We start from the raw sequence: 20,905 nt of genomic DNA, 5'->3' as shown, positions 1-20,905 counted from the left end.
TGGTGTTTCCTTCGAGATTGCCGGGGGCGCTCTGCGCCCCTTTCGCGACGCAAGGCCGCTCCTACATGCATCCCTTGTGTCGCGAAAGAGCAGCCGCATCCGATATCAATCGAAGACGACGGTCTTGTTGCCGTGCACCAGCACGCGGTCTTCCAGGTGGTAACGCAGGCCACGGGCCAGCACCATCTTCTCCACATCACGGCCGAAGCGCACCATGTCTTCGATGCTGTCGGCATGGCTGACTCGCACCACGTCCTGTTCGATGATCGGGCCGGCATCCAGCTCTTCGGTGACGTAGTGGCAGGTCGCGCCGATCAGCTTCACGCCACGCAGCGCAGCCTGGTGATACGGCTTGGCACCGACGAACGACGGCAGGAAGCTGTGGTGGATGTTGATGACCTTTTCGGCATAGTCCTGGCACAGCTGCGGTGGCAAGATCTGCATGTAGCGCGCCAGCACCACCACGTCGGCTGCGTGCTCCTGCACCAGGCGCGACACTTCGGCGAAGGCCGGCGCCTTGTCCTTGGGGTCGACCGGTACGTGGAAGAACGGAATACCGTGCCATTCGACCATGCTGCGCAGGTCGTTGTGGTTGGAGATCACGCAAGGGATCTCGCAATCCAGCTCGTCGGTGTGGAAGCGGTGCAGCAGGTCGGCCAGGCAGTGGGATTCGCGGCTGGCCATCAGCACCACGCGCTTTTTCTGCGCCGAGTCGGTGATGCGCCAGGTCATGGAGAACTCTTCGGCGATTGGCGCGAATGCCTCGCGGAACGCCTCGATACCGAACGGCAGCGATTCGGCGCGGATTTCATGGCGCATGAAGAACCAGCCACTCTGTTCATCGGAGTGGTGGCTGGCTTCGTTGATCCAGCCGTTGTACAGGGCCAGGAAATTACTGACTTTCGCCACGATGCCAACACGGTCGGGGCAGGCGATCACCAGACGATAGGTGCGCATGAATAAGACTCCAGAACTTCGCAAAGGCGCTCATTCTAGCGGCCCGCCCGGAAAAACGCAGTAATCATTACGCCAGCCGGTCGGCAAAGGCCGGCACAGGATGATGCGGCGGTATCCCGCTACTACCAGATGGCTGACCGGACAAAGTACAGGGTCAAATGTAAAATTTTTTTAACCTTGAGATATTTTGTCACATGCTTATTAACAGTTAATGACCTGATTAATTGGTTTACTTGGGAGTATCGTCTGTCTATTATTGCCCCCAACACATTCCCCGAACACGTAACAAGGAACACTCCATGTCCCTGATCAACGAATACCGCGCCACCGAAGAAGCCATCAAGGAACTTCAGACCCGCCTGGCCAACCTGTCGCAGGATGACAAGCTGAAGAAAGAACTGGAGTTCGAAGGCAAACTGCGCACCCTGATGGGCGAATACTCGAAGTCGCTGCGCGACGTCATCGCCCTGCTCGACCCTGAGTCGAAACTGAGCAAGGCGCCACGTGGTGCGGCCAAACCCGTTGCCACCAAGCGCGCGCGCAAGGTCAAGCAATACAAGAACCCGCACAACGGTGAAGTGATCGAAACCAAAGGCGGCAACCACAAGACCCTGAAAGAATGGAAAGCCAAATGGGGTGGTGACGTGGTTGAAAGCTGGGCCACGCTGCTGGACTGATAGTCCACGCGCGCTCCGCGAGTTGAAACAACAACGCCGGCATCGATGCCGGCGTTGTTGTTTGTTCATTCAAACATTGATGGCATATCGCTCGGCCAGTTGCCGCGCCTGTGCCTGCCATGCATCCAATACCTGGCGCCCTGCCTCGTCGGCATTGGCCCAGGCGCTCTGGCGGGCCTGTTCGAAATCGCCCAGGGTATTCGGCGCGCCCCACTGCGGATCGCTCAGGCGTTGCTGGCAGAAGCCGAACCAGCGCTGGCGCTCTTCGTTGTTCAAGGTTTCCGGGAAGTTGCGCGCGCGGTAGCGGAACAACAACTCCGGCAGGCGCGGATCATCGAACATCCAATGCCCCTGGCCCAAGTGTGCCGGGTCCTGCGTGCGAACTTGCTCGCACAGACGCCGGTCGCGGTCGCCGATAAAACCGTCATACAGCTGTTGTTCCGGGTCTTCACTCGGAGCAAAGTCTTCCTTGCCGTAGATAACTGCCAGCTTTTCCTGCCAGTCCTCTTGCCGGTTGGCCAGGGCCTCGCCGCGTGATTGCAACAACGGCAAATCGATAGCCAACCGCTGCTGATCTGCCGGGCGTAATACCGAGAGCGGCGCAAGCACCGGGCAACGGTTGATCTGCACCAACTTCAGTGGCACCGGTAATTGCCCCTCGGATAATTGGTCATGCCGGGTATACAAGCGCTCGCGCAACACCTCGGCACTTTCCCTTATCAAGGGTAGGGTTTCCTGATGCAGGTCACACACAATCAGTGCGTTGCGATTGCGTGGATGCCAGGCCAATGGCAAGACCACTCCCAGGTAACTACGCGCCGCAGAAAAACGCCCGGATATATGCACCAGCGGTTGCAACAGGCGAATCTGTTCCATCACTTTGTGCTTGCTGCGCAACTGGAACAGCCAGTCATACAACTTGGGTTGCCTGTGGCGAATCAGGCGCGCCAGGGCGATGGTCGCCCGCACGTCGGAAAGTGCCTCGTGGGCATGGCCGTGGTCGATGCCATTGGCCTTGCTGAGCAGTTCCAGGCGCAGGCTGGTACGCCCATCCTGCTGTGGCCAGTTGATGCCTTCCGGGCGCAAGGCGTACGCCGTGCGCACGATATCGATCAAGTCCCAGCGGCTGTTGCCGCCCTGCCATTCACGGGCGTAGGGGTCGAAGAAGTTGCGGTAGAGGCTGTAGCGGGTCACTTCGTCGTCGAAGCGCAGGGTGTTGTAACCCGCGCCACAGGTGCCGGGGCGTGCCAGCTGCTCATGCACACGGGTCATGAACTCCGCCTCGCACAGCCCCTGGGTGGCGAGCTGCTGCGGGGTGATACCGGTGACCAGGCAGGCGGCCGGGTGCGGCAGAATATCGTCACTGGGGCGGCAATAGAGGCTGATCGGCGCCTCGATCTCGTTGAGGTCGAAGTCGGTGCGCACACCGGCCACCTGCAAGGGGCGGTCGCTGCGTGGATTGATGCCGGTGGTTTCGTAGTCGTGCCAGAAAATGCTGGAAGTCACGGGGTCGTCCTGTTTCGAGGTCGAGCGGATTCTAGCAAGCCGAGCTTGAAGAGGGGTTCAGGCAGAGGCGTTAGCGGGGTGGAAACTGAAATAGTCGCGCAACGAACGGACGAATTCGTCGTACTCGCGCGGGGCCTGCAGCAGCATGAAGCCGGAGTCGTAATGGCCCGGCGTCTGGTCCTCGCGGCACCACAGGCAACTGGCGGTCAGGTTGATGAACTGAAAACCGCCACCGTTCAACGGCAGGCGCAGTTGCAGTTCGAAATCCGGCCCGACCAGCACCGGCAGCGAGCTGATCAGCATCAGCCCGTCTTCGGAGGCATTACCCAACTGCCCGATCGCCTGACCGGTGAAACGGTTGTAGACCTTGAGCACGCAAGGCAACTGGTGGCGTTCGATATGGCGCGGGGTAAACATGGTCGCGAGTGCAGTCCGTATCCGGGGCCAGGAATACGTGGTACTGGCAGTTTTTGTAACAGCTGTTTTACAGATTAGCGCAGCCTGCGCGGCAAATCCCGTGAAATAAAACACACCTTGGTGTTAACGCCAAGTGGGGGTATTCACCGGGTTGGCCACCGCCGCCTCGCCGCCACGGTAGTGGCCAAGCTTCTCCAGGGTCTGCAGGCGCGCCTTGGCGCGGTACGCATATTCGTTGCCCGGGTACTGGCGGATCAGGTACTCGTAGGTCTGTGCGGCATCCACGTAGAGCATGTCGCGCTCCAGGCACTGGCCACGCAAGAGCGACACCTCCGGGTGGATGAACGGCCGCGAACGGCTGGCCCGGTCGACCTGCGACAGCTCGAGCATGACCCGCTGGCAATCGCCGCGGTCATAGGCGCGGTAGGCATTGTTCAGGTGGTGGTCCATGGACCAGCGGGTGCAGCCGACAGTGCTGACCGCCAGGGCGATAACGATAAGGGCGCGCATGGGGAGTCTCCTTTGATGCCAGGGTATCGGCCGGCACAGGCAAATCTTCACAGCCTTTTGCAAGGATACCCCGGCCCGTTCAAATGCCACCCTGCGAGGGTCGCAGGTAGTGCAACGGAACAATGACTACAGCGCAATTGAGGAGTAGCCTTTCGCTGCGCTTCACTATAGGAGTCTGTGCATGACCATCCGCCGTACCAAAATCGTCGCCACCCTTGGCCCCGCCAGCAACTCGCCGGAAGTGATCGAACAGCTGATCCTCGCCGGCCTGGACGTGGCGCGCCTGAACTTCTCCCACGGCACTCCGGACGAGCACAAGGCCCGCGCCCGCCTGATCCGTGACATCGCCGCCAAGAACGGCCGCCATGTCGCGCTGCTGGGCGACCTGCAGGGTCCGAAGATCCGCATCGCCAAATTCAGCAACAAGCGCATAGAACTGAAAGTCGGTGACAAGTTCACCTTCTCCACCGCCCACCCGCTGACCGAAGGCAACCAGGACATCGTCGGCATCGACTACCCGGACCTGGTCAAGGACTGCGGCGTCGGTGACGAGCTGCTGCTCGACGACGGCCGCGTGGTCATGCGCGTCGAAACCGCCACCACCGACGCCCTGCACTGCGTGGTGCTGATCGGCGGCCCGCTGTCGGACCACAAAGGCATCAACCGCAAGGGTGGCGGCCTGACCGCACCGGCCCTGACCGAGAAAGACAAGGCCGACATCAAGCTGGCCGCGGAAATGGACCTGGACTACCTGGCCGTGTCGTTCCCGCGTGACGCCAGCGACATGGAATACGCCCGCAAGCTGCGTGACGAAGCCGGCGGCAGCGCCTGGCTGGTGGCCAAGATCGAACGCGCCGAAGCGGTGGCCGACGACGAGACCCTCGACCAGCTGATCCTCGCCTCCGACGCGGTGATGGTTGCCCGTGGCGACCTGGGCGTGGAAATCGGCGACGCCGAGCTGATCGCCATCCAGAAGAAGATCATCCAGCACGCCCGCCGCAACAACAAGGCGGTGATCGTGGCGACCCAGATGATGGAGTCGATGATCCAGAACCCGATGCCGACCCGCGCCGAAGTGTCCGACGTGGCCAACGCCGTGCTCGACAACACCGATGCGGTGATGCTGTCGGCCGAAAGCGCCGCCGGTTCCTACCCGATCGAAGCCGTGCAGGCCATGGCGCGTATCTGCTCGGGCGCCGAGAAGCACCCGACCAGCCAGAAGTCCAGCCACCGCCTGCACACCACCTTCGAGCGCTGCGACGAAAGCATCGCCCTGGCGGCCATGTACACGGCCAACCACTTCCCGGGCGTGAAGGCGATCATCGCCCTGACCGAGAGCGGCTACACCCCGCTGATCATGTCGCGCCTGCGTTCGCACGTGCCGATCTTCGCCCTGTCGCCGCACCGTGCCACCCAGGCCCGTGCCAACATGTTCCGCGGCGTCTACCCGATCGCCTTCGACCCGGCCTCGCTGCCGGCCGACAAGGTCAGCCAGGCGGCCGTCGACGAGCTGCTCAAGCGCGGCCTGGTGGAGCAAGGTGACTGGGTGATCCTGACCAAGGGTGACAGCTACCACACCATCGGTGGCACCAACGGCATGAAGATCCTGCACGTGGGTGATCCGCTGGTCGGTTGATGGCCCCTGGGGCCGCTTTGCGGCCCTTTCGCGACACAAGGCCGCTCCTACAGGGCATCGCAATTCCTGTAGGAGCGACCGTTGGTCGCGATGAGGCCGGCACTTGCCACACCTGCCTCAGGCATGTTCAACGAACACATCGGCAAACACCTGCCCCCGCGGCACCCCGGCAATGAACAGCCGCCGGGCAAACCGCTCGACACTCCCCGCACCGCCGCACACCAGTGCCACCGTCTGCCGCGATGACGGCCGCAACCCCGCCAGCGCCTCATCCATCCGATCCGCCAAGACCAACTCGACGTTCACTCCGGCCATTTCACGCAATGGCCCGGCCAGATAATGCCCTGCGCCATCGCGCGCCACATGCACCACCCGGATCTCCCCCCGATGCCCCTGGCGCAACGCCTCGCGCAGAATGCCCCACAACGGTGCCAGCCCAGTCCCCGCCGCCAGCAACCACAGCGGCCGATCCTGCCAGTCCAGTTCGTAATGCAAAGCCCCGCCACGAAATTCGCCAAGGCGTATCTCATCGCCGACCTGCAAGCCACGTACAAGGTCGCAGAACGCGCCCGGCCGCTGGCAGTCGATGTGAAACTCGAGACAGTCATCCTCTCCCGGCAGGCTGGCCAGGGAATAAGGCCGGGCCACCGTCCCCAGCCACAGCACCACGTGCTGCCCAGCCTGATAGCGCAGGGCCCGGTCGGGCTTCAGGCGCACACGCAAAACGTCAGCAAACCAGTCCACTGCACACACCCGCGCCGGCACGCCATCCTGTTTCGGTTCGAACACCGCCACGCGCAGGTCCTCGACCACCCGGCACTGGCAGGCCAGGCGCCAGCCCTGGGCATGCTTGTCCAGCGCCAGGGCCTCGGGCAAGGCATCCACCGGCTGCCCGGCCTGGCAATGCACCAGGCAGGCATGGCAACTGCCGGCACGGCAGCTGTAGGGCACATTGAGCCCGGCCTCGTTCAAGGCATCGAGCAGGTTGCTGCCGGTCGGCACTGCCCAGCGGCGTTCGCCCACGCAAAGTTCGGGCATGGTCGGTCTTTCTCCATCGATCATCGGGTCACTGTATGCCAAGCGCGCATCGGCAGCAAAAAGGATGCCCGTCAGCTGCCGACCATGGTCCAGACCACGCGCAGGTGTTTCGCCGCCACAGGCGCGCTATACTGCCGCGCCTTTTTACGTCGGCCTGACCTGCCGACGCCTTGCCAGGCGTTTCGACACAACGGTGTGCAGTGTCGAAGGGCCTTTACGAATGTTCCCGTCTTTAAGAGGAGCGCGCTGCATGACCGTGATCAAGCAAGACGACCTGATTCAGAGCGTCGCCGACGCCCTGCAATTCATTTCGTACTACCACCCCGTCGACTTCATCCAGGCGATGCACGAGGCCTACCTGCGTGAAGAGTCGCCTGCCGCGCGCGACTCGATCGCCCAGATCCTGATCAACTCGCGCATGTGCGCCACCGGCCACCGCCCGATCTGCCAGGACACCGGCATCGTCACCGTGTTCGTCCGTGTAGGCATGGACGTGCGCTGGGACGGCGCCACCCTGAGCGTCGACGACATGATCAACGAAGGTGTGCGTCGCGCCTACAACTTGCCTGAGAACGTCCTGCGCGCCTCGATCCTGGCCGACCCGGCCGGTGCCCGCAAGAACACCAAGGACAACACCCCGGCAGTCATCCACTACTCGATCGTCCCCGGCGACAAGGTCGAAGTGGATGTCGCAGCCAAGGGCGGCGGTTCCGAGAACAAGTCGAAAATGGCCATGCTCAACCCGTCCGACTCGATCGTCGACTGGGTACTCAAGACCGTGCCGACCATGGGCGCTGGCTGGTGCCCGCCTGGCATGCTCGGCATCGGCATCGGCGGTACCGCCGAGAAGGCCGCGGTGATGGCCAAGGAAGTGTTGATGGAATCCATCGACATCCATGAGCTCAAGGCCCGTGGCCCGCAGAACCGCCTCGAAGAGATCCGCCTGGAGCTGTTCGAGAAGGTCAACCAGCTGGGCATCGGCGCCCAGGGCCTGGGCGGCCTGACCACCGTGCTCGACGTCAAGATCATGGACTACCCGACCCACGCCGCTTCCTTGCCGGTGTGCATGATCCCCAACTGCGCCGCCACCCGCCACGCCCACTTCGTGCTCGACGGCTCCGGCCCGGCCGAGCTGGAAGCGCCGTCGCTGGACGCCTACCCGGAAATCGTCTGGGAAGCCGGCCCGAGCGCCCGCCGCGTCAACCTCGACGACATCACCCCCGAGGAAGTCGCCAGCTGGAAACCGGGCGAGACCATCCTGCTCAACGGCAAGATGCTCACCGGTCGCGACGCCGCGCACAAGCGCATGGTCGAGATGCTCAACCGCGGTGAAGAACTGCCGGTCGACCTCAAGGGCCGCTTCATCTACTACGTCGGCCCGGTCGACCCGGTCGGTGACGAAGTGGTAGGCCCTGCCGGCCCGACCACCGCCACCCGCATGGACAAGTTCACCCGCCAGATCCTCGAGCAGACCGGCCTGCTGGGCATGATCGGCAAGTCCGAGCGTGGCCCGACCGCCATCGAAGCGATCAAGGACAACAAGGCCGTGTACCTGATGGCCGTCGGCGGCGCCGCCTACCTGGTGGCCCAGGCGATCCGCAAGTCGAAGGTCCTGGCCTTCGCCGAGCTGGGCATGGAAGCGATCTACGAGTTCGAGGTCAAGGACATGCCGGTGACCGTGGCTGTAGACAGCAACGGCGAATCGGTACACATCACTGGCCCAGCCCTGTGGCAGAGCAAGATTGCCCAGAGCCTGGCAGTCGAAGTGAAGTAAGCCTGCTTTAACCGCGGCGCCTGCTTCGCGGGTAAACCCGCTCCCACAAGGGATCGCAATCCTCCTGTGGGAGCGGGTTTACCCGCGAAGAGGTCGCAACGGTTCTACATCATTCTGTAAAACTGCTCCGGCCAGTCCCTGCGGGTAAACACCTGCCCTTCCTGCCTCACCCGCCTAACGTCCTCAAGATCCACCTCGCACACCAGCCACTGGCTGCCCAAAGGGCTCAACGCCTCGCTCAACGCCACCACCCCATCCTCCGGCATCCCGCGATCCGGCGGCACGAACAGCCCTGCCCGGCCGATATTCTCGTCCAGCGCCGGCGACCAGGGCGCCAGCCCCACCGTCGGGCTCTGCAACACTGCAATCTGGTTCTCCAGCGCCCGCGCCTGGGCACCGATGCGTACCCGGTGATAACCCGCTTCGGTATCGGTGCAGCTCGGCGCCAGGATCAGGTCGGCGCCGCCCTCGGCCAGACGCCGGGCCAACATCGGGAACTCATTGTCGTAGCAGATCAGGATCCCGACGCGCCCCAGCTCGGTGTCGAACACCTGCAAGCCCTCGCCTGCGGCAATGCCCCAGTGTTCACGCTCGAAGCGGGTCATCATCAGCTTGTCCTGGTGCCCGATCAGCCCGTTGGGGCCGAACAGCCAGGCTCGGTTGCGGTAGTGGCCATCGCGGTCCAGCACGGGCATGCTGCCCGGCTGCAGAAGGATGCCCCAGCGCCGGGCGATGCCCTCGCACAGCGCCAACCACGGCTCGATCAACGGCTGGATGCCGGCGATCGAACCCTTGAGATCGCTGCGCTGCTCGACCGGCAACTGGCCACTGAGCACCAGCCCGGCGTATTCCGGCAGCAGCAGCAACCGGGCCCCTGCCGCCACCGCCTCGGCGCACAGGCCTTGCAGGTGGTCGGCGTAGGCATCCCAGGTTTCATGCAGCTCGATGGCGTACTGGCAGGCCGCGAGGCGGATCAAATCGGCAGTTCCTTGGTCCAGAACGACATGATCTTGTCCGAACTTTCCTGCTCATCCAGGTCGCGCCAGGCGTAGCTCGTGCGCAGCGAGGGATCGTGCAGGAAACCGCGATTGCGCCAGAAACCGTGCAACGGCTTGTAGTCCGCAGGACGCCGCGGGTGAACCCCGGGTCGCTCGACGGCGCAGAACGCGCAGAAGTCGAATTCGGCCAGCTTGTGGGCATAGGACTCGCGTTCGATGAAGAAACGCACACCCAGGCCACGGCCGCGGTACTCCGGCAGCACCAGCGATTCGCCGAAGTAGTAGACGCTGGCCGGGTCGCGCCCCTGGGCCAGGAATGGTTGCTGGAACGCCGGCGCCACGTCCACCAGTGGCAGGCCGGTCGAGGCGCCGATCACCTGGCCGTCGTCCAGGGCCAGCACCACCAGGCTGCGCCCGGAGCGGGCATAGCTGGCCAGGTAGTCGGCCTCGTACTCCGGGGTGCCGTCGTAGAGGTAGGGGAACTCGCGGAACACGGTCAGGCGCAGGCGCGCGAGGTCATCGATGTAAGGCGCAATAGCGGCGCCGTGCAACAGGCGTATTTCCATGCTTGGCGGTCGTTTTGTCGATGTGGATGACGCGCTCGGCTAAGCCGGGCTTGAGGGGAAACCCTATCATCCGAGGCAACGCACCGCCTTTTCCCTACACGACAGGTATTGTTCCATGACCGCTACCGAACTGGTAAATGCTTACTACGCCGCCTTCAATGCCGGGGACATGCCGGCCTTCCTGGCACTGCTCAGCGAGGACGTGATCCACGACATCAACCAGGGCGAGCGGCAGATGGGCAAGGCCAGGTTCGCTGCGTTCATGGACAAGATGAACCGCTGCTACCGCGAACGCCTGGCCGATATCGTGGTGATGCAGAATGCCGACGGCAGCCGCGCGGCGGCCGAATTCACCGTGCATGGCGAGTACCTGGCGGATGACGAAGGGTTGCCGGCGGCCGAGGGGCAGACCTATGTGCTGCCGGCGGGGGCGTTCTTCTACATCCATTGCGGGAAGATCGCCCGGGTCACCAACTACTACAACCTCAATGACTGGGTCGAGCAGGTCGAGTAAGCCTGTTCCGGCCTCTTCGCGGGCAAGCCCGCGAAGAGGCCAGGTCAGGCGATCCGGGTGCCCAGCACTTTGAGGAAGGCCGCCAGCCACGCCGGATGCGCAGGCCACGCCGGCGCGGTGACCAGGTTGCCATCCACATGCGCCTGGTCCACGGCGATATCGATGAATTTCCCACCCGCCAGCCGCACCTCCGGCGCGCACGCCGGGTAAGCACTGCACTCGCGTCCCTCCAGCACCCCCGCCGCCGCCAGCAGCTGCGCCCCATGGCACACCGCTGCGATCGGCTTGCCCACCTTGTCGAACGCCCGCACCAGTTCCAGCACCCGCTCATTCAAACGCAGATACTCCGGTGCGCGACCACCCGGGATCAGCAACGCGTCATATTCCTCCGCACGCACCCGCACGAAGTCGTAGTTCAGGGCAAAGTTGTGCCCGGGCTTTTCGCTGTAGGTCTGCTCGCCCTCGAAATCATGGATCGCCGTGCGCACCGTCTGCCCCGCGACCTTTTCCGGGCACACCGCATGCACCGTGTGGCCGACCATGCTCAGGGCCTGGAACGGCACCATCGCCTCGTAGTCCTCGACGTAGTCGCCCACCAGCATCAGAATCTTCTTCGCCGTCATCGCACCCACTCCCTCGTTTGCCTGTGAACCGTCACAGCACGATAGCCGGTCTCAGTCGCGGCGGTCGAGCAGGTTCACCACCAGGCGGTCCAGCCAGCCCCAGATCCGCTGCTTCACCCGCCGCCACAAGGGCCGGGCGTTCCAGTGGTCGAGGTCGATCTCCTGGCTGAGGGCGAAATCGCGCTCGAAGCTGGCCACCACGGCGGCGGTCAGTGGCGGGTCCAGGGCCTCGATGTTGGCTTCCAGGTTGAAGCGCAGGTTCCAGTGGTCGAAGTTGCACGAGCCGACGCTGACCCAGTCGTCCACCAGCGCCATCTTCAGGTGCAGGAAACACGGCTGGTACTCGAAAATGCGCACCCCGGCGCGCAGCAGCCGCGGGTAGTAGCGATGGCCGGCATAACGCACCGAAGGGTGGTCGGTGCGCGGGCCGGTCAGCAGCAGGCGCACGTCCAGGCCCTTGCCGGCGGCCCGGCGCAATGACCGGCGCACGCTCCAGGTCGGCAGGAAGTACGGCGTGGCCAGCCACACCCGCTGCTTGCCGCTGTTCAACGCACGCACCAGCGAATGCAGGATGTCCTGGTGCTGGCGGGCGTCGGCATAGGCCACCCGCGCCATGCCCTGGCCCTGCACCGGCGCCTTGGGCAGGCGCGCCAGGCCGAAGCCCTCGGCGGGGCGCCAAGCGGTGCGGCGGTTGTTGGCGTGCCACTGGCGGTCGAACAGCAGCTGCCAGTCGCTGACCACCGGGCCTTCGAGCTGCACCATCACTTCATGCCAGTCGCTGCTCGCCTCGCCCGGCGTCCAGAATTCGTCGGTTACCCCGGTACCGCCGACGGCCGCCCAGCGCTCGTCCACCAGCAGCAGCTTGCGATGGTCGCGGTACAGGTTGCGAAAGCCGCGCTTCCAGCGCAGGCGGTTGTACCAGCGCAGGTAGACGCCAGCGTCCAGCAGACGCTGGCGCAACGCCGTGGTGAAGGCCAGCGAACCATAGTCGTCGAACAGGCAGCGCACCCGCACGCCGCGCCGCGCCGCCTGTTCCAGCGCCTCGACCACTGCCTCGGCGCAGGCCCCGGCCTCGACCAGGTACAGCTCGAGGTCGACCTGGAACTCGGCGCGCACGATCGCCTGGAGCATGCGCGGAAAGAATTCGGGGCCGTCGATCAGCAGCTCGAACTGGTTGCCATCCCGCCAGGGGAAGACCGGCCCCGGCATGTCAGCGGGCGTTGAAGATCAGCACCGCGTTGACCGGCACCGTCGGGTTGATGGATTTCAGCTTGGCGAACTTGCGCAGGCGTTCCAGGCCCGGCAGCAGGCCGTAATCGTTGGCCCGCAGCACCAGCGGTTCGAGGGTCACCACCTGGAAACGGCGCTCGTCCAGGCGGGTGGCCAGGAGCAAGGCGTTGTAGCTGTGGGACTGGCCGTGCAGGGTCACGGTCAGCGGCAGGCGCAGTTCGATCTGCGCGCCGTTGGCCAGGTCGTTGATCGGCCGCAGGTCGAGCTGCGCCTTCACCGTCGCGTCAGGGAAGCGCTCGACCTCGAACAGGTTGTCGCGCATCTGCTCGTCGCGCAGGGGTATGCCGCTGCTGAGCGAGTCCATCTCGATGCTCAGTTCGGCCGTGCCCTTGCGGTCGACGCTGCCATGCAGCACCAGGAAGCGGTGGACCTCAGCGGTGGTGCCGTTCTTGCCGGCGACGAACGACAGGCGTGAAGACTCGCCATCGAGGTGCCAGTTGGCATGGGCGGGCAGGCACAGGGCCAGCAGCAGGGCGGGCAGAAGACGGGGCAGCTTGAACATGGCAGGTCTCGTGAAGCTTGACCGCCAACCTTACCCGCCCGCCCTCACGGCAGCAAGCGGCAACCGGCCTGGGGCCCCTGCCAGGCCGCCTGGCTACGCTGGCCCAGGCCGGCGGCAGTGACCCGGCGCTGCGTGTCGTCTTCCTGCAACGTGCTCAATGGCAGCCACTGTTTCACATAACCCCGGCAATAGGCCGGGTCGAAGCCCATGACGAAACGGCACGAACAGTACTCCTTGGCCGAATAGGCCGAGAGGATGCCAGGGAAGTCCGCCAGTGCCTGACGCTCCAGCCAGGCCCAGCCGAGCAAGGCGACGACGACCAGCAACAGCAGGCGCTTCATGTGCCCTCCCTGGGCAGTGCCGCCAGCACGCGCTTGAGCAACGCGTTGTGGCTGTAGCTGCCGTCGCGGTCATCGGCATAGCGCACGATCACCAGCTTGCGCTCAGGGACGATGTAGAGCGCCTGGCCCCAATGGCCGAGCGCGGCAAACGTGCCAGCCGGGGCGTCCGGCCAGGGCAAAGGCTGGCCCTGCAACGGCTGGTTCAGCCACCAGTGGCCGCCCGGGTTGGCTTCACCGGGCAGGGCCTCGGCCCGGGTAAAGGGCCTGCGGTTGAAGGCCACCCAACTGGCCGGCAATAGTTGCCGGTCGAGCCAACGCCCCTCGCGCTGCATCAACAGGCCGATGCGGGCCAGGTCGCGGGCGCTCATGTAGAGGTAGGAAGAGCCGACGAAGGTGCCATTGCCGTCGCGTTCCCAGACCGCGCTGTCGATACCCAGCGGGGTGAACAGCGCCTGCCAGGGGTAGCTGTCGTAGTGGGCGCCGTCGAGCATGCCGCGCAGGGCCGCGGCCAGCAGGTTGCTGTCGCCGCTGGAATAGAGGAAATGCTCGCCGGGCTTGTGCGCGCTGGCGTGGGCGGCGGTGTAGGCCGCCATGTCGTCACGGCCGCGGGTGTAGAGCATGGCCACCACCGAGGACTTGAGCGGCGCGTATTCGTAGTCCTCCTGCCAGGCCAGGCCGCTGGCCCAGTGCAGCAGGTCGGCCAGGCGCACGTGCGAGTGAGCCTGCATGGGCGGGTAGAAACGCGCGGCCGGGTCCTCCAGCTGGAAGCGGCCCTCGCCCTGGGCCACGCCAAGCACGGTGGCCAGCACGCTCTTGCTGACCGACCAGGTGAGGTGGGCGGTGTTGGCCGTGGTGGGGGCAGCGTAACGCTCGTGGAGGATGCGGCCGTCGCGAATGATCAGCAGGGCATCGGTGCGGATGCCGCTGCGGTCGGTGGTGTTGCGTTCAGGGAAGGCGTAGGCGTCGACGGCTTGCCAGTCGACAGTGGCGTCGTCGACCGGCCAGCTGGGGTCGGGCCAGTCTTCGGCCCAGGCCGGGGTCATGGCTATCGCGACGAGTATCACCAATGCTTTCATTGTCATCGCCTGCTGGGGGCTGCTTCGCAGCCCTTTCGCGACACAAGGCCGCTCCTACAGGGACGCGCGTGTTTTGTAGGAGCGGCCTTGTGTCGCGAAAGGGCCGCAAAGCGGCCCCAGGCTCCAAAGGATCACACAGCCTTGCAGGCTTTCATGACAATCCTGCAGCCCCCCAGGCCTTGGCCAACCGTTTCTCCCGCGCCGCCGCCGCCAGCGCCAGCACCCCTTGGTCGCGCTGCCACAGTTGCGCCCACTGCCGCGGCCCCTCCAGCAGCGCCTGGTCGAGGGCCCCACGCAAATCCTGAAACTGCGCGAACAATCCCCCCAACAGCAAATGGCAACCGGCACTGTCGGCGCACTGCCGGCTCCCCTCGGCACATCCCGCCAGTACACCCAGCAGGCGCAATCGCAACTCCTGCGGCCAGCCGCACTCCTGCCCTACCCCGTACAACCAGGCCACCAGCGCCGCCAGCACATACAAATCCTCCAGCGAGCGGAACGGTTTGACATAGGCGTCCCAGCCATCCCCCGCCAACAGCTCGCAGGCGGCTTGCTCCAGCTGCAACCGCCCATGCCCCACTTCAGGCATCAGCGGCAAGGTCGGCAGGGCCTCCAGCGTCACGCCCGCCTCGCCCGGATACACCACCGCCAGTTTCAAGCGTGGCGCCTCCCCTGGCCCTTCATCGCGTGCCGCCACCAACAACCACTCGGCATCCAGCCCCGCCGTGACGAAATCCTTGCTGCCGCTCAAGCGCAGGGCTTGCAGCCGGGTGTGCATGTCTGCCGGGCGCACGCTGCGCCGCTCGGTGGCGCACAGCGCGCCCAGGCTGGCCGGGGCGCTGGGCCAGAGCACGCGCAGGGCGGCCTGGTAGCCGACCAGGAAGGCCAGCCCCGGGGTGGCCATGGCGCGGCCGCCAAGCACCGCCAGCTCGAACGGGGTGACGGCCCCCAGGCGCTCGAGCTGCGCGGCATAGGTCTCGCCCAGGGTGCCGGCCAGGGGCTGGCGGAGCGGGTCGTTGATTCGTTGCAACCAGGCCATCAGGGCGCTCCTGTCGGGGGCTGTAAGGGGGTGTCACGCAAGCATCACCAAAGATTCACCGAGGTGACACCGCGCCTACCTAGGCTGACTTTGCACAACAAAGCCGACCGGCCGCAACCCTTCATGGCTGGCTTATGGAGACTCGTAATGACTCGGATCGCACGCTCTGGCGACAACAGCACTGAACGCCGTCTGCAAGCCGAACGCCTGGTCGGCGCTGCCGCCCTGCAGGAAGCCCAGGCCTTGCGCTACAAGGTGTTCAGCGCGGAATTCAAAGCCAAGCTCAAAGGCGCCGAACAGGGCCTGGACATGGATGACTACGACGTGCACTGCCGTCATATCGGCGTGCGTGACCTGAGCACCGGCGAGCTGGTGGCCACCACCCGTCTGCTCGATCACCAGGCCGCCAGCAGCCTGGGCCGCTTCTACAGCGAAGAAGAATTCAGCCTGCACGGCCTGCTGCAGCTGCAAGGCCCGATCCTCGAGCTGGGCCGCACCTGCGTCGCCGCCGACTACCGCAACGGTGGCACCATCGCCGTGCTCTGGGGCGAGCTGGCCGAAGTGCTCAACGAAGGCCGTTACAGCTACCTGATGGGCTGCGCCAGCATCCCCATGCAGGATGGCGGCGTGCAGGCCCACGCGGTCATGCAGCGCCTGCGCGAACGCTACCTGTGCACCGAACACCTGCGCGCCGAACCGAAGAACCCGCTGCCGAACCTGGCCCTGCCGAACAACGTCATCGCCGAGATGCCGCCCTTGCTCAAGGCCTACATGCGCCTGGGCGCGAAGATCTGCGGCGAGCCTTGCTGGGACGAAGACTTCCAGGTCGCCGACGTGTTCATCCTGCTCAAGCGCGACGACCTCTGCCCGCGCTACGCCCGCCACTTCAAGGCGGCGGTCTGATGCCCAAGCTGCGGGCCATCGCCCGCCTTGCCCGGCTGCTTGGGGTGCTGTTGCTGGGCATGCTCATGGCCAGCGTCATCGCCGTGGGCGAACGCCTGGGCCTGCAGACGCCGATGGAGCGGCGCCAGCGCTGGACCTGCTGGTTCATGAAGTACCTGGTCGGCGCCCTGCCCTTCGAGGTGCGGGTGCTCGGCGAGCTGCCGCAGCGGCCGATGCTGTGGGTCAGCAACCACGTGTCATGGACCGACATCCCGCTGCTCGGCATGCTGCAGCCGCTGTCGTTTCTGTCCAAGGCCGAAGTGCGCCATTGGCCGCTGGCCGGCTGGCTGGCGGAGAAGGCCGGTACGCTGTTCATCCGCCGGGGTGGTGGGGATGCCCAGCGGCTGCGTGAAGCGATCAGCGAGCAACTGGGCCAGGCCCGGCCATTGTTGATCTTCCCCGAAGGCACCACCACCGACGGGTGCCAGCTGCGAACCTTCCATGGGCGACTGCTGGCGGGCGCCATCGACCAGGGTGTGGCGGTGCAGCCAGTGGCCATCCAATACCTGCGCAATGGCCAGGCGGACCCGATTGCGCCGTTCATCGGCGATGATGACCTGGTGTCGCACCTGCTGCGCTTGTTTGCCGAGCCGCGGGGTGAAGTGTGCATTCAACTGCTGGCGCCGATCAGCAGCGTGGAGCAGGAACGCGCGGCGCTGGCGTTCCAGGCGCAGCAGGCGATTCACCTGGCGCTGTTCGGGGTTGAAGAAGCCTTGCCGGTGGCGCGACGACACGCCCGAGCTGCCTGAGGTCGGGCCCGTGCCTCCGAGCAGGGGCCTCGTCCCTCGGGCGCCGTTTCAATAACCGCGAAGGTCATCGATCGGCATGATCAGGGGTTGCTTGTCGATGATGCGTTCCAGCGTTCGGCTGACAATCTGCAGCGCATTGTCGAAGCAGCCATGCGCGGCCCTGATGGTCTCGGCCTTGTTGTTGTCCGAGTAGGTAGCGACTTTGCTGTCGACCAGCTCCCGCAGCCGGCCTCCCTCCTTCAAGCCAGCCTTGAGCAATGCCGCCCTCCAGTTGCGCAAGGCCTCTGCCGTGGCCGACGACCCATCCCAACGACGATAATCCGCATCAAGGACCTTCATCAACCCCAGAATCGGTGTGCGCAGGTCTTGCTCCAGCGCACTGGACACCAGGTACAGCAGCGACTTGCGGTAGATCAGCGCCGTGTTGTCATCACGCTCGTTCTGGTCGGACAGAATATCCATGTACAGCGACTTCATCAGCCGCTCATGGGGCGCGTAGTGGCGATTGGCGAACTGGACCGTGCAAGCCGGTGCGTAGAGGTGGACCGAATTGACGCTGTCGATGACCTGCCGCGCCGCCATCACATCGAGCAGCCAGCCGATAAAGATCGCTCCGGCAGAGTGGCCCAGCAGGTGGATCTGCAGATTCTCACCCCAGGTGCGTTGCAAATTCTGCAACGCACTGACCAGATGATCGCCCCCACGAGTCGGCAAGGTGGATGCCTCGGCATTCTGCTTCATTTCGCTCCAGATCGGCTTCGCCAGTGGACGTATCACTGGCTCCAGCAGCGCGTCGCTGGCATCACCGATCGCATCGAGCATCCCCCCTGCGCGATCCCCGCCTCCAGGCATGTGCTTGCGCAGGATGTCTCCCAGGGACTCTAGCAAGCCGGTTTTCCAGACAACGAACAACGGATAACAACCATTACCCATGAAATAGCGGCCCATCGCCTGCGCACGCTTTATCGCAACCGCTTCGCTGTTCAGGCCACCATGTACGATGATCACCAGGCGTTTGATGGATCCCGACTGGGCCCGTAACCACTGGTCTGGAAGGACACAGGCCTGATATTGCAGGGTTCGGGTCAGCTCATCCTGAGTCAGGTAGCGCGATACTCGGCCATCGTCGCCCAGCACCACACTGTGTTGGTAGGCCGTTCGCTCGTCCCACCACAACCCCTTGTTTACCCCGGCCCTGCCGGTGCTAGCCTGGCCGCCAGCGGCCAACTGGCCAAGCACGACACCCGGCACGCCCAGCGCTGCGATCCAGGCATCCATTGCGTTGGCGAGCCAGTCGGCATACGTGAGGACAGCAAAGCCACCGTTGCCCCATCCTGCGCCCCAGGAGTTCTGCACGATGAAACCCACCGTGTTGAAGCCGACCAAGGCAAAGGCATGCCCATCCGTTGTTGACGGATGGCCGTCGTACTCGATCTGCGGCAGGTTCTGGTGGGTAGGCTTGGGTGTTCTTTTCAACTCTGGCAGGTCCCAGCCATCGTGGGTGAAGGCAGAAACGTAAATCACTCCCGCTTCCTGGATAGCGGCCTGCAAGTCGGTGATGGTGCTGACGTCGATACGGTAGTAGACACCCAAGGTGTTTTCGGTGGCGCGCTCGGCATAACCGAACTGAGGTTGCACGATGCCTTGCGCCTGATAAGGCCAATCTTTCTCCAGGCACACCCCATGGTGAAACCACCCCTTCAGTGCGCCACGGCAACTGGAACCGTCGTAATCCTCGCCGGCATATTCGTCATAGCGGCGCGCGAAGTCGTAAAGCATGCGCGGGCTGACTGATTCGAAGCCGGCCTTGGGCATGTCCGCCCTGCGCCAGCGTTGGTAATTGATCACGCAGGCCAGGCCAAAGCCCGTGCAAGCCCCTTCTTCACCTTGATCGAGAATCAGCTTTGTCTGGGTATAGCCACTGAGGTAACGGCTGACCTGCGCATTATCGGGGTAGCAACGCTGGAGCATGGCGGGTGGCGGCTGGTACACACGATCGCGAAGATCCACTGGGTCCTTCGTCGCATTGCGACGGGACAGACCCGTTTTCCCGGGCTTGCTCGCCACCTTCGGGGCAGGTATGCCGTTGGCGGTTTCAAACACGCTGACGAAGCCGTCCAGGCCACGATCGTTATCATTGACCAGCTTGCGCGCCACCGGGTAAGCAGGCTTGGCGGCCTTGCCCTTGCCCTTCAGGGCGGCGCCTATGGCTGGCGCCTGCGCAGCGATGTGCAAGGCCAGCAGGGCCGCCGCCACCTCCGGTGCGTTGGCCAGGTCCGGGTCTGCAGTCAGGTCCAGCCCCAACTGCTGGCCCCACCGCTGGTAAGCGGCTCGCCCGGTCAATTGCACATAACCGCGTCCGCGGAAACGGGCACCATCTCCAGGCTGGCTGTTGCCCAGCTTGCTGACACCTTCGTAGCGGCTGAATGCGGCTCGTCCAGAAAGCGTATTGAGTTGCGACGGCAGTTCTGCGATGGGCACGAAACCCTCGCTCTCGGCGCGAATGATTGCCAATGCCGTCAGCAGCAGCGGTCGCCCTTTCACACCGGCGACCTCCAGTGCAGCGACCACATAAGGCAGATAACGGCGCACGTTCGATGGCTTGGTGGCCGGGAACAGATGCTGTACCTGTGGCAACGCAAGTGCTGGCACCGTCAGCGGCAACAGCCCGAGAAGCTCAAGGCCGTAGGCACCGACGATGCCATCGGCTATCACGCCGACACCGGCTTGCCAGTAACGCACCGCAGCTTCTGTCTGCGCGTCGAATGTCTTGCCGGTGGCCAATTTAGGAAATTGCCCTGCCTGCGCCCCTAAAGCCTTGGCCAATGCCTTGCGCAGCTTTGCAACATCGGGCCCCTGCTGGCCCTTGATCAGTACTGGAGTCATGGTGCTGTCTCCCACTCCCTGCGGATCGATTGATCTCAGCACGTCGTGCACTCACGGAAATGCCATCGACCGACAACCCAGACAACTCAGCCACATCCTTCCATGCGAGCCACATGCCGCCTGGCTTGCCGAGCGCCTCGTTGCAGCAGGTGGTCAGCAGCCTGTTCATCACTATAGCCACAACTTTTAGCGCACAATGTTTGCTGCTGGATTAGCGACGCGCGGCTTCGGCAAAGGCCTGCAAGGCGGGATAGAAAGCACGGAAATCAGCCAGAAGCGGATCGTAAAGGCGCTCCAGCTCACCCATTACCCCCTGCAGGGCATCAGGCCGAGACAAGCGCCGGCCAATCCCGCCGAAAACCTGCTCCAACGTGGCGAAATCGCCATACGCACCCAGCCAGTCGTCCGCCGCCATGAATGGCGCAATCCGCGCCAACCGCCCCGGCAATTCGGGCTCCGCCAGCAACACCCGGTAGAAATCTCCCGTGAACTGCTCCAGCGGTTGCTCGGCATAGTCCCGCCAATGCCGTGCCAGGCAATGGTCGAAGAACACATCCAGAACGATCCCGGCAAAGCGCCGCCGCTCACGGGGAAAGCGCGCCAGCGCCGCCAGTACCAGCGGGTGCTGGTCGGTGTAGGAATCGATGCGCCGGTGCAGCCGGATCGCCTCCTCCAGCTCAGGCGCAAAGCGCCCCTCCAGCGAGCCTTTGACGAAATCGCCATACAGGCTGCCGAGCAGTTGTTGCGGCGCCGGGCCGCCCAGGTGCAGGTGTGCGAGGTAGTTCATGGACGCAGTCTAGCACCGCCCCGATCTATATCGTCATAACGCGATATAGCGATTCGTGCTCAGCTCAGAACCTCTTC

At 64.4% G+C, this 20,905-nt stretch carries 21 protein-coding genes; 6 read left to right on the top strand and 15 right to left on the bottom strand.

Annotated features, from left to right (window positions below):
• Positions 1-105 precede the first annotated feature (105 nt).
• Positions 106-957 carry a formyltetrahydrofolate deformylase gene (purU, locus tag ACIP21_RS21865; RefSeq protein WP_400691963.1) on the bottom strand — a complete coding sequence of 284 codons (852 nt, stop codon included), beginning with the start codon at positions 955-957 and terminating at the stop codon, positions 106-108.
• Positions 958-1,256: 299 nt separating this feature from the next.
• Here purU and mvaT point away from each other — a divergent pair, with 299 nt between their 5' ends.
• The gene (mvaT, locus tag ACIP21_RS21860) at positions 1,257-1,634 is read left to right on the top strand and encodes a histone-like nucleoid-structuring protein MvaT (RefSeq protein ID WP_400691960.1); all 378 of its coding nucleotides are present in this window, start codon (positions 1,257-1,259) and stop codon (positions 1,632-1,634) included.
• Positions 1,635-1,703: 69 nt separating this feature from the next.
• On the opposite strand, the gene sbcB is transcribed toward mvaT, so the two are convergent.
• The 3 genes from sbcB to ACIP21_RS21845 all read right to left on the bottom strand — a co-directional run bounded on the left by sbcB (position 1,704) and on the right by ACIP21_RS21845 (position 4,067).
• A complete protein-coding gene (gene sbcB / locus ACIP21_RS21855) occupies positions 1,704-3,140 on the bottom strand; it encodes an exodeoxyribonuclease I (RefSeq protein ID WP_400691959.1) in 1,437 nt (478 codons plus the stop codon).
• 57 nt (positions 3,141-3,197) lie between these two features.
• Positions 3,198-3,557, bottom strand: a complete 360-nt coding sequence (locus tag ACIP21_RS21850) for a PilZ domain-containing protein (protein WP_400691956.1) — start codon at positions 3,555-3,557, stop codon at positions 3,198-3,200.
• Between the two features lie 123 nt (positions 3,558-3,680).
• Positions 3,681-4,067: a tol-pal system YbgF family protein gene (locus ACIP21_RS21845; RefSeq protein WP_400691953.1), complete on the bottom strand. Its 387-nt coding sequence runs from the start codon at positions 4,065-4,067 to the stop codon at positions 3,681-3,683.
• A gap of 181 nt (positions 4,068-4,248) precedes the next feature.
• Here ACIP21_RS21845 and pyk point away from each other — a divergent pair, with 181 nt between their 5' ends.
• Positions 4,249-5,703: a pyruvate kinase gene (pyk, locus tag ACIP21_RS21840; protein ID WP_400691950.1), complete on the top strand. Its 1,455-nt coding sequence runs from the start codon at positions 4,249-4,251 to the stop codon at positions 5,701-5,703.
• A gap of 117 nt (positions 5,704-5,820) precedes the next feature.
• On the opposite strand, the gene ACIP21_RS21835 is transcribed toward pyk, so the two are convergent.
• Positions 5,821-6,741, bottom strand: coding sequence for an iron-sulfur-binding ferredoxin reductase (locus tag ACIP21_RS21835; RefSeq protein WP_400691948.1), 921 nt, complete (start codon positions 6,739-6,741; stop codon positions 5,821-5,823).
• Positions 6,742-6,991: 250 nt separating this feature from the next.
• Here ACIP21_RS21835 and ACIP21_RS21830 point away from each other — a divergent pair, with 250 nt between their 5' ends.
• Positions 6,992-8,515, top strand: a complete 1,524-nt coding sequence (locus tag ACIP21_RS21830; RefSeq protein ID WP_012274004.1) for a fumarate hydratase — start codon at positions 6,992-6,994, stop codon at positions 8,513-8,515.
• 104 nt (positions 8,516-8,619) lie between these two features.
• Here ACIP21_RS21830 and ACIP21_RS21825 read toward each other — a convergent pair whose 3' ends face one another.
• Positions 8,620-9,492: a carbon-nitrogen hydrolase family protein gene (locus ACIP21_RS21825; protein ID WP_400691946.1), complete on the bottom strand. Its 873-nt coding sequence runs from the start codon at positions 9,490-9,492 to the stop codon at positions 8,620-8,622.
• The gene (locus ACIP21_RS21820) at positions 9,489-10,079 is read right to left on the bottom strand and encodes a GNAT family N-acetyltransferase (protein WP_400691943.1); all 591 of its coding nucleotides are present in this window, start codon (positions 10,077-10,079) and stop codon (positions 9,489-9,491) included. Before ACIP21_RS21820 ends, ACIP21_RS21825 begins: the two co-directional genes overlap by 4 nt.
• A 115-nt stretch (positions 10,080-10,194) precedes the next feature.
• On the opposite strand from ACIP21_RS21820, the gene ACIP21_RS21815 reads away from it, so the two are divergent.
• Positions 10,195-10,593 (top strand): nuclear transport factor 2 family protein, encoded by a 399-nt coding sequence (locus tag ACIP21_RS21815; protein ID WP_400691940.1) that lies wholly within the window; start codon positions 10,195-10,197, stop codon positions 10,591-10,593.
• Positions 10,594-10,637: 44 nt separating this feature from the next.
• Here ACIP21_RS21815 and ACIP21_RS21810 read toward each other — a convergent pair whose 3' ends face one another.
• From ACIP21_RS21810 to ACIP21_RS21785, 6 genes are all read right to left on the bottom strand, one after another.
• Complete coding sequence (locus ACIP21_RS21810) at positions 10,638-11,216, bottom strand: DJ-1/PfpI family protein (protein WP_400691937.1); 579 nt, start codon at positions 11,214-11,216, stop codon at positions 10,638-10,640.
• 51 nt (positions 11,217-11,267) lie between these two features.
• Complete coding sequence (locus tag ACIP21_RS21805) at positions 11,268-12,425, bottom strand: phosphatidylserine/phosphatidylglycerophosphate/cardiolipin synthase family protein (RefSeq protein ID WP_400691934.1); 1,158 nt, start codon at positions 12,423-12,425, stop codon at positions 11,268-11,270.
• Between the two features lies 1 nt (position 12,426).
• Positions 12,427-13,008, bottom strand: coding sequence for a YceI family protein (locus ACIP21_RS21800; protein ID WP_400691931.1), 582 nt, complete (start codon positions 13,006-13,008; stop codon positions 12,427-12,429).
• Between the two features lie 44 nt (positions 13,009-13,052).
• On the bottom strand, positions 13,053-13,349 hold the full coding sequence (locus ACIP21_RS21795) for an amidase (protein ID WP_400691928.1): 297 nt from the start codon (positions 13,347-13,349) through the stop codon (positions 13,053-13,055).
• Positions 13,346-14,425, bottom strand: a complete 1,080-nt coding sequence (locus ACIP21_RS21790; RefSeq protein WP_400691925.1) for a serine hydrolase domain-containing protein — start codon at positions 14,423-14,425, stop codon at positions 13,346-13,348. Before ACIP21_RS21790 ends, ACIP21_RS21795 begins: the two co-directional genes overlap by 4 nt.
• Positions 14,426-14,576: 151 nt before the next feature.
• Positions 14,577-15,464, bottom strand: coding sequence for an acyl-CoA dehydrogenase (locus ACIP21_RS21785; RefSeq protein ID WP_400691922.1), 888 nt, complete (start codon positions 15,462-15,464; stop codon positions 14,577-14,579).
• Between the two features lie 147 nt (positions 15,465-15,611).
• On the opposite strand from ACIP21_RS21785, the gene olsB reads away from it, so the two are divergent.
• Positions 15,612-16,367: an L-ornithine N(alpha)-acyltransferase gene (olsB, locus tag ACIP21_RS21780; protein WP_400691919.1), complete on the top strand. Its 756-nt coding sequence runs from the start codon at positions 15,612-15,614 to the stop codon at positions 16,365-16,367.
• Entirely contained in the window at positions 16,367-17,155 is a 789-nt protein-coding gene (locus ACIP21_RS21775; protein WP_400691917.1) for a lysophospholipid acyltransferase family protein, read from the top strand. Before olsB ends, ACIP21_RS21775 begins: the two co-directional genes overlap by 1 nt.
• Before the next feature lie 48 nt (positions 17,156-17,203).
• Here the strand turns inward: ACIP21_RS21775 and ACIP21_RS21770 are convergent, their stop codons facing one another.
• Positions 17,204-20,041, bottom strand: coding sequence for a C1 family peptidase (locus ACIP21_RS21770; RefSeq protein WP_400691914.1), 2,838 nt, complete (start codon positions 20,039-20,041; stop codon positions 17,204-17,206).
• Positions 20,042-20,252: 211 nt separating this feature from the next.
• The gene (locus ACIP21_RS21765; RefSeq protein ID WP_400691911.1) at positions 20,253-20,828 is read right to left on the bottom strand and encodes an ACP phosphodiesterase; all 576 of its coding nucleotides are present in this window, start codon (positions 20,826-20,828) and stop codon (positions 20,253-20,255) included.
• Positions 20,829-20,905: the final 77 nt, after the last annotated feature.

Source organism: Pseudomonas sp. NPDC089401 (assembly GCF_044749485.1).
GTDB lineage: Bacteria > Pseudomonadota > Gammaproteobacteria > Pseudomonadales > Pseudomonadaceae > Aquipseudomonas.
This window is presented reverse-complemented; position numbering and strand designations above follow the sequence as displayed.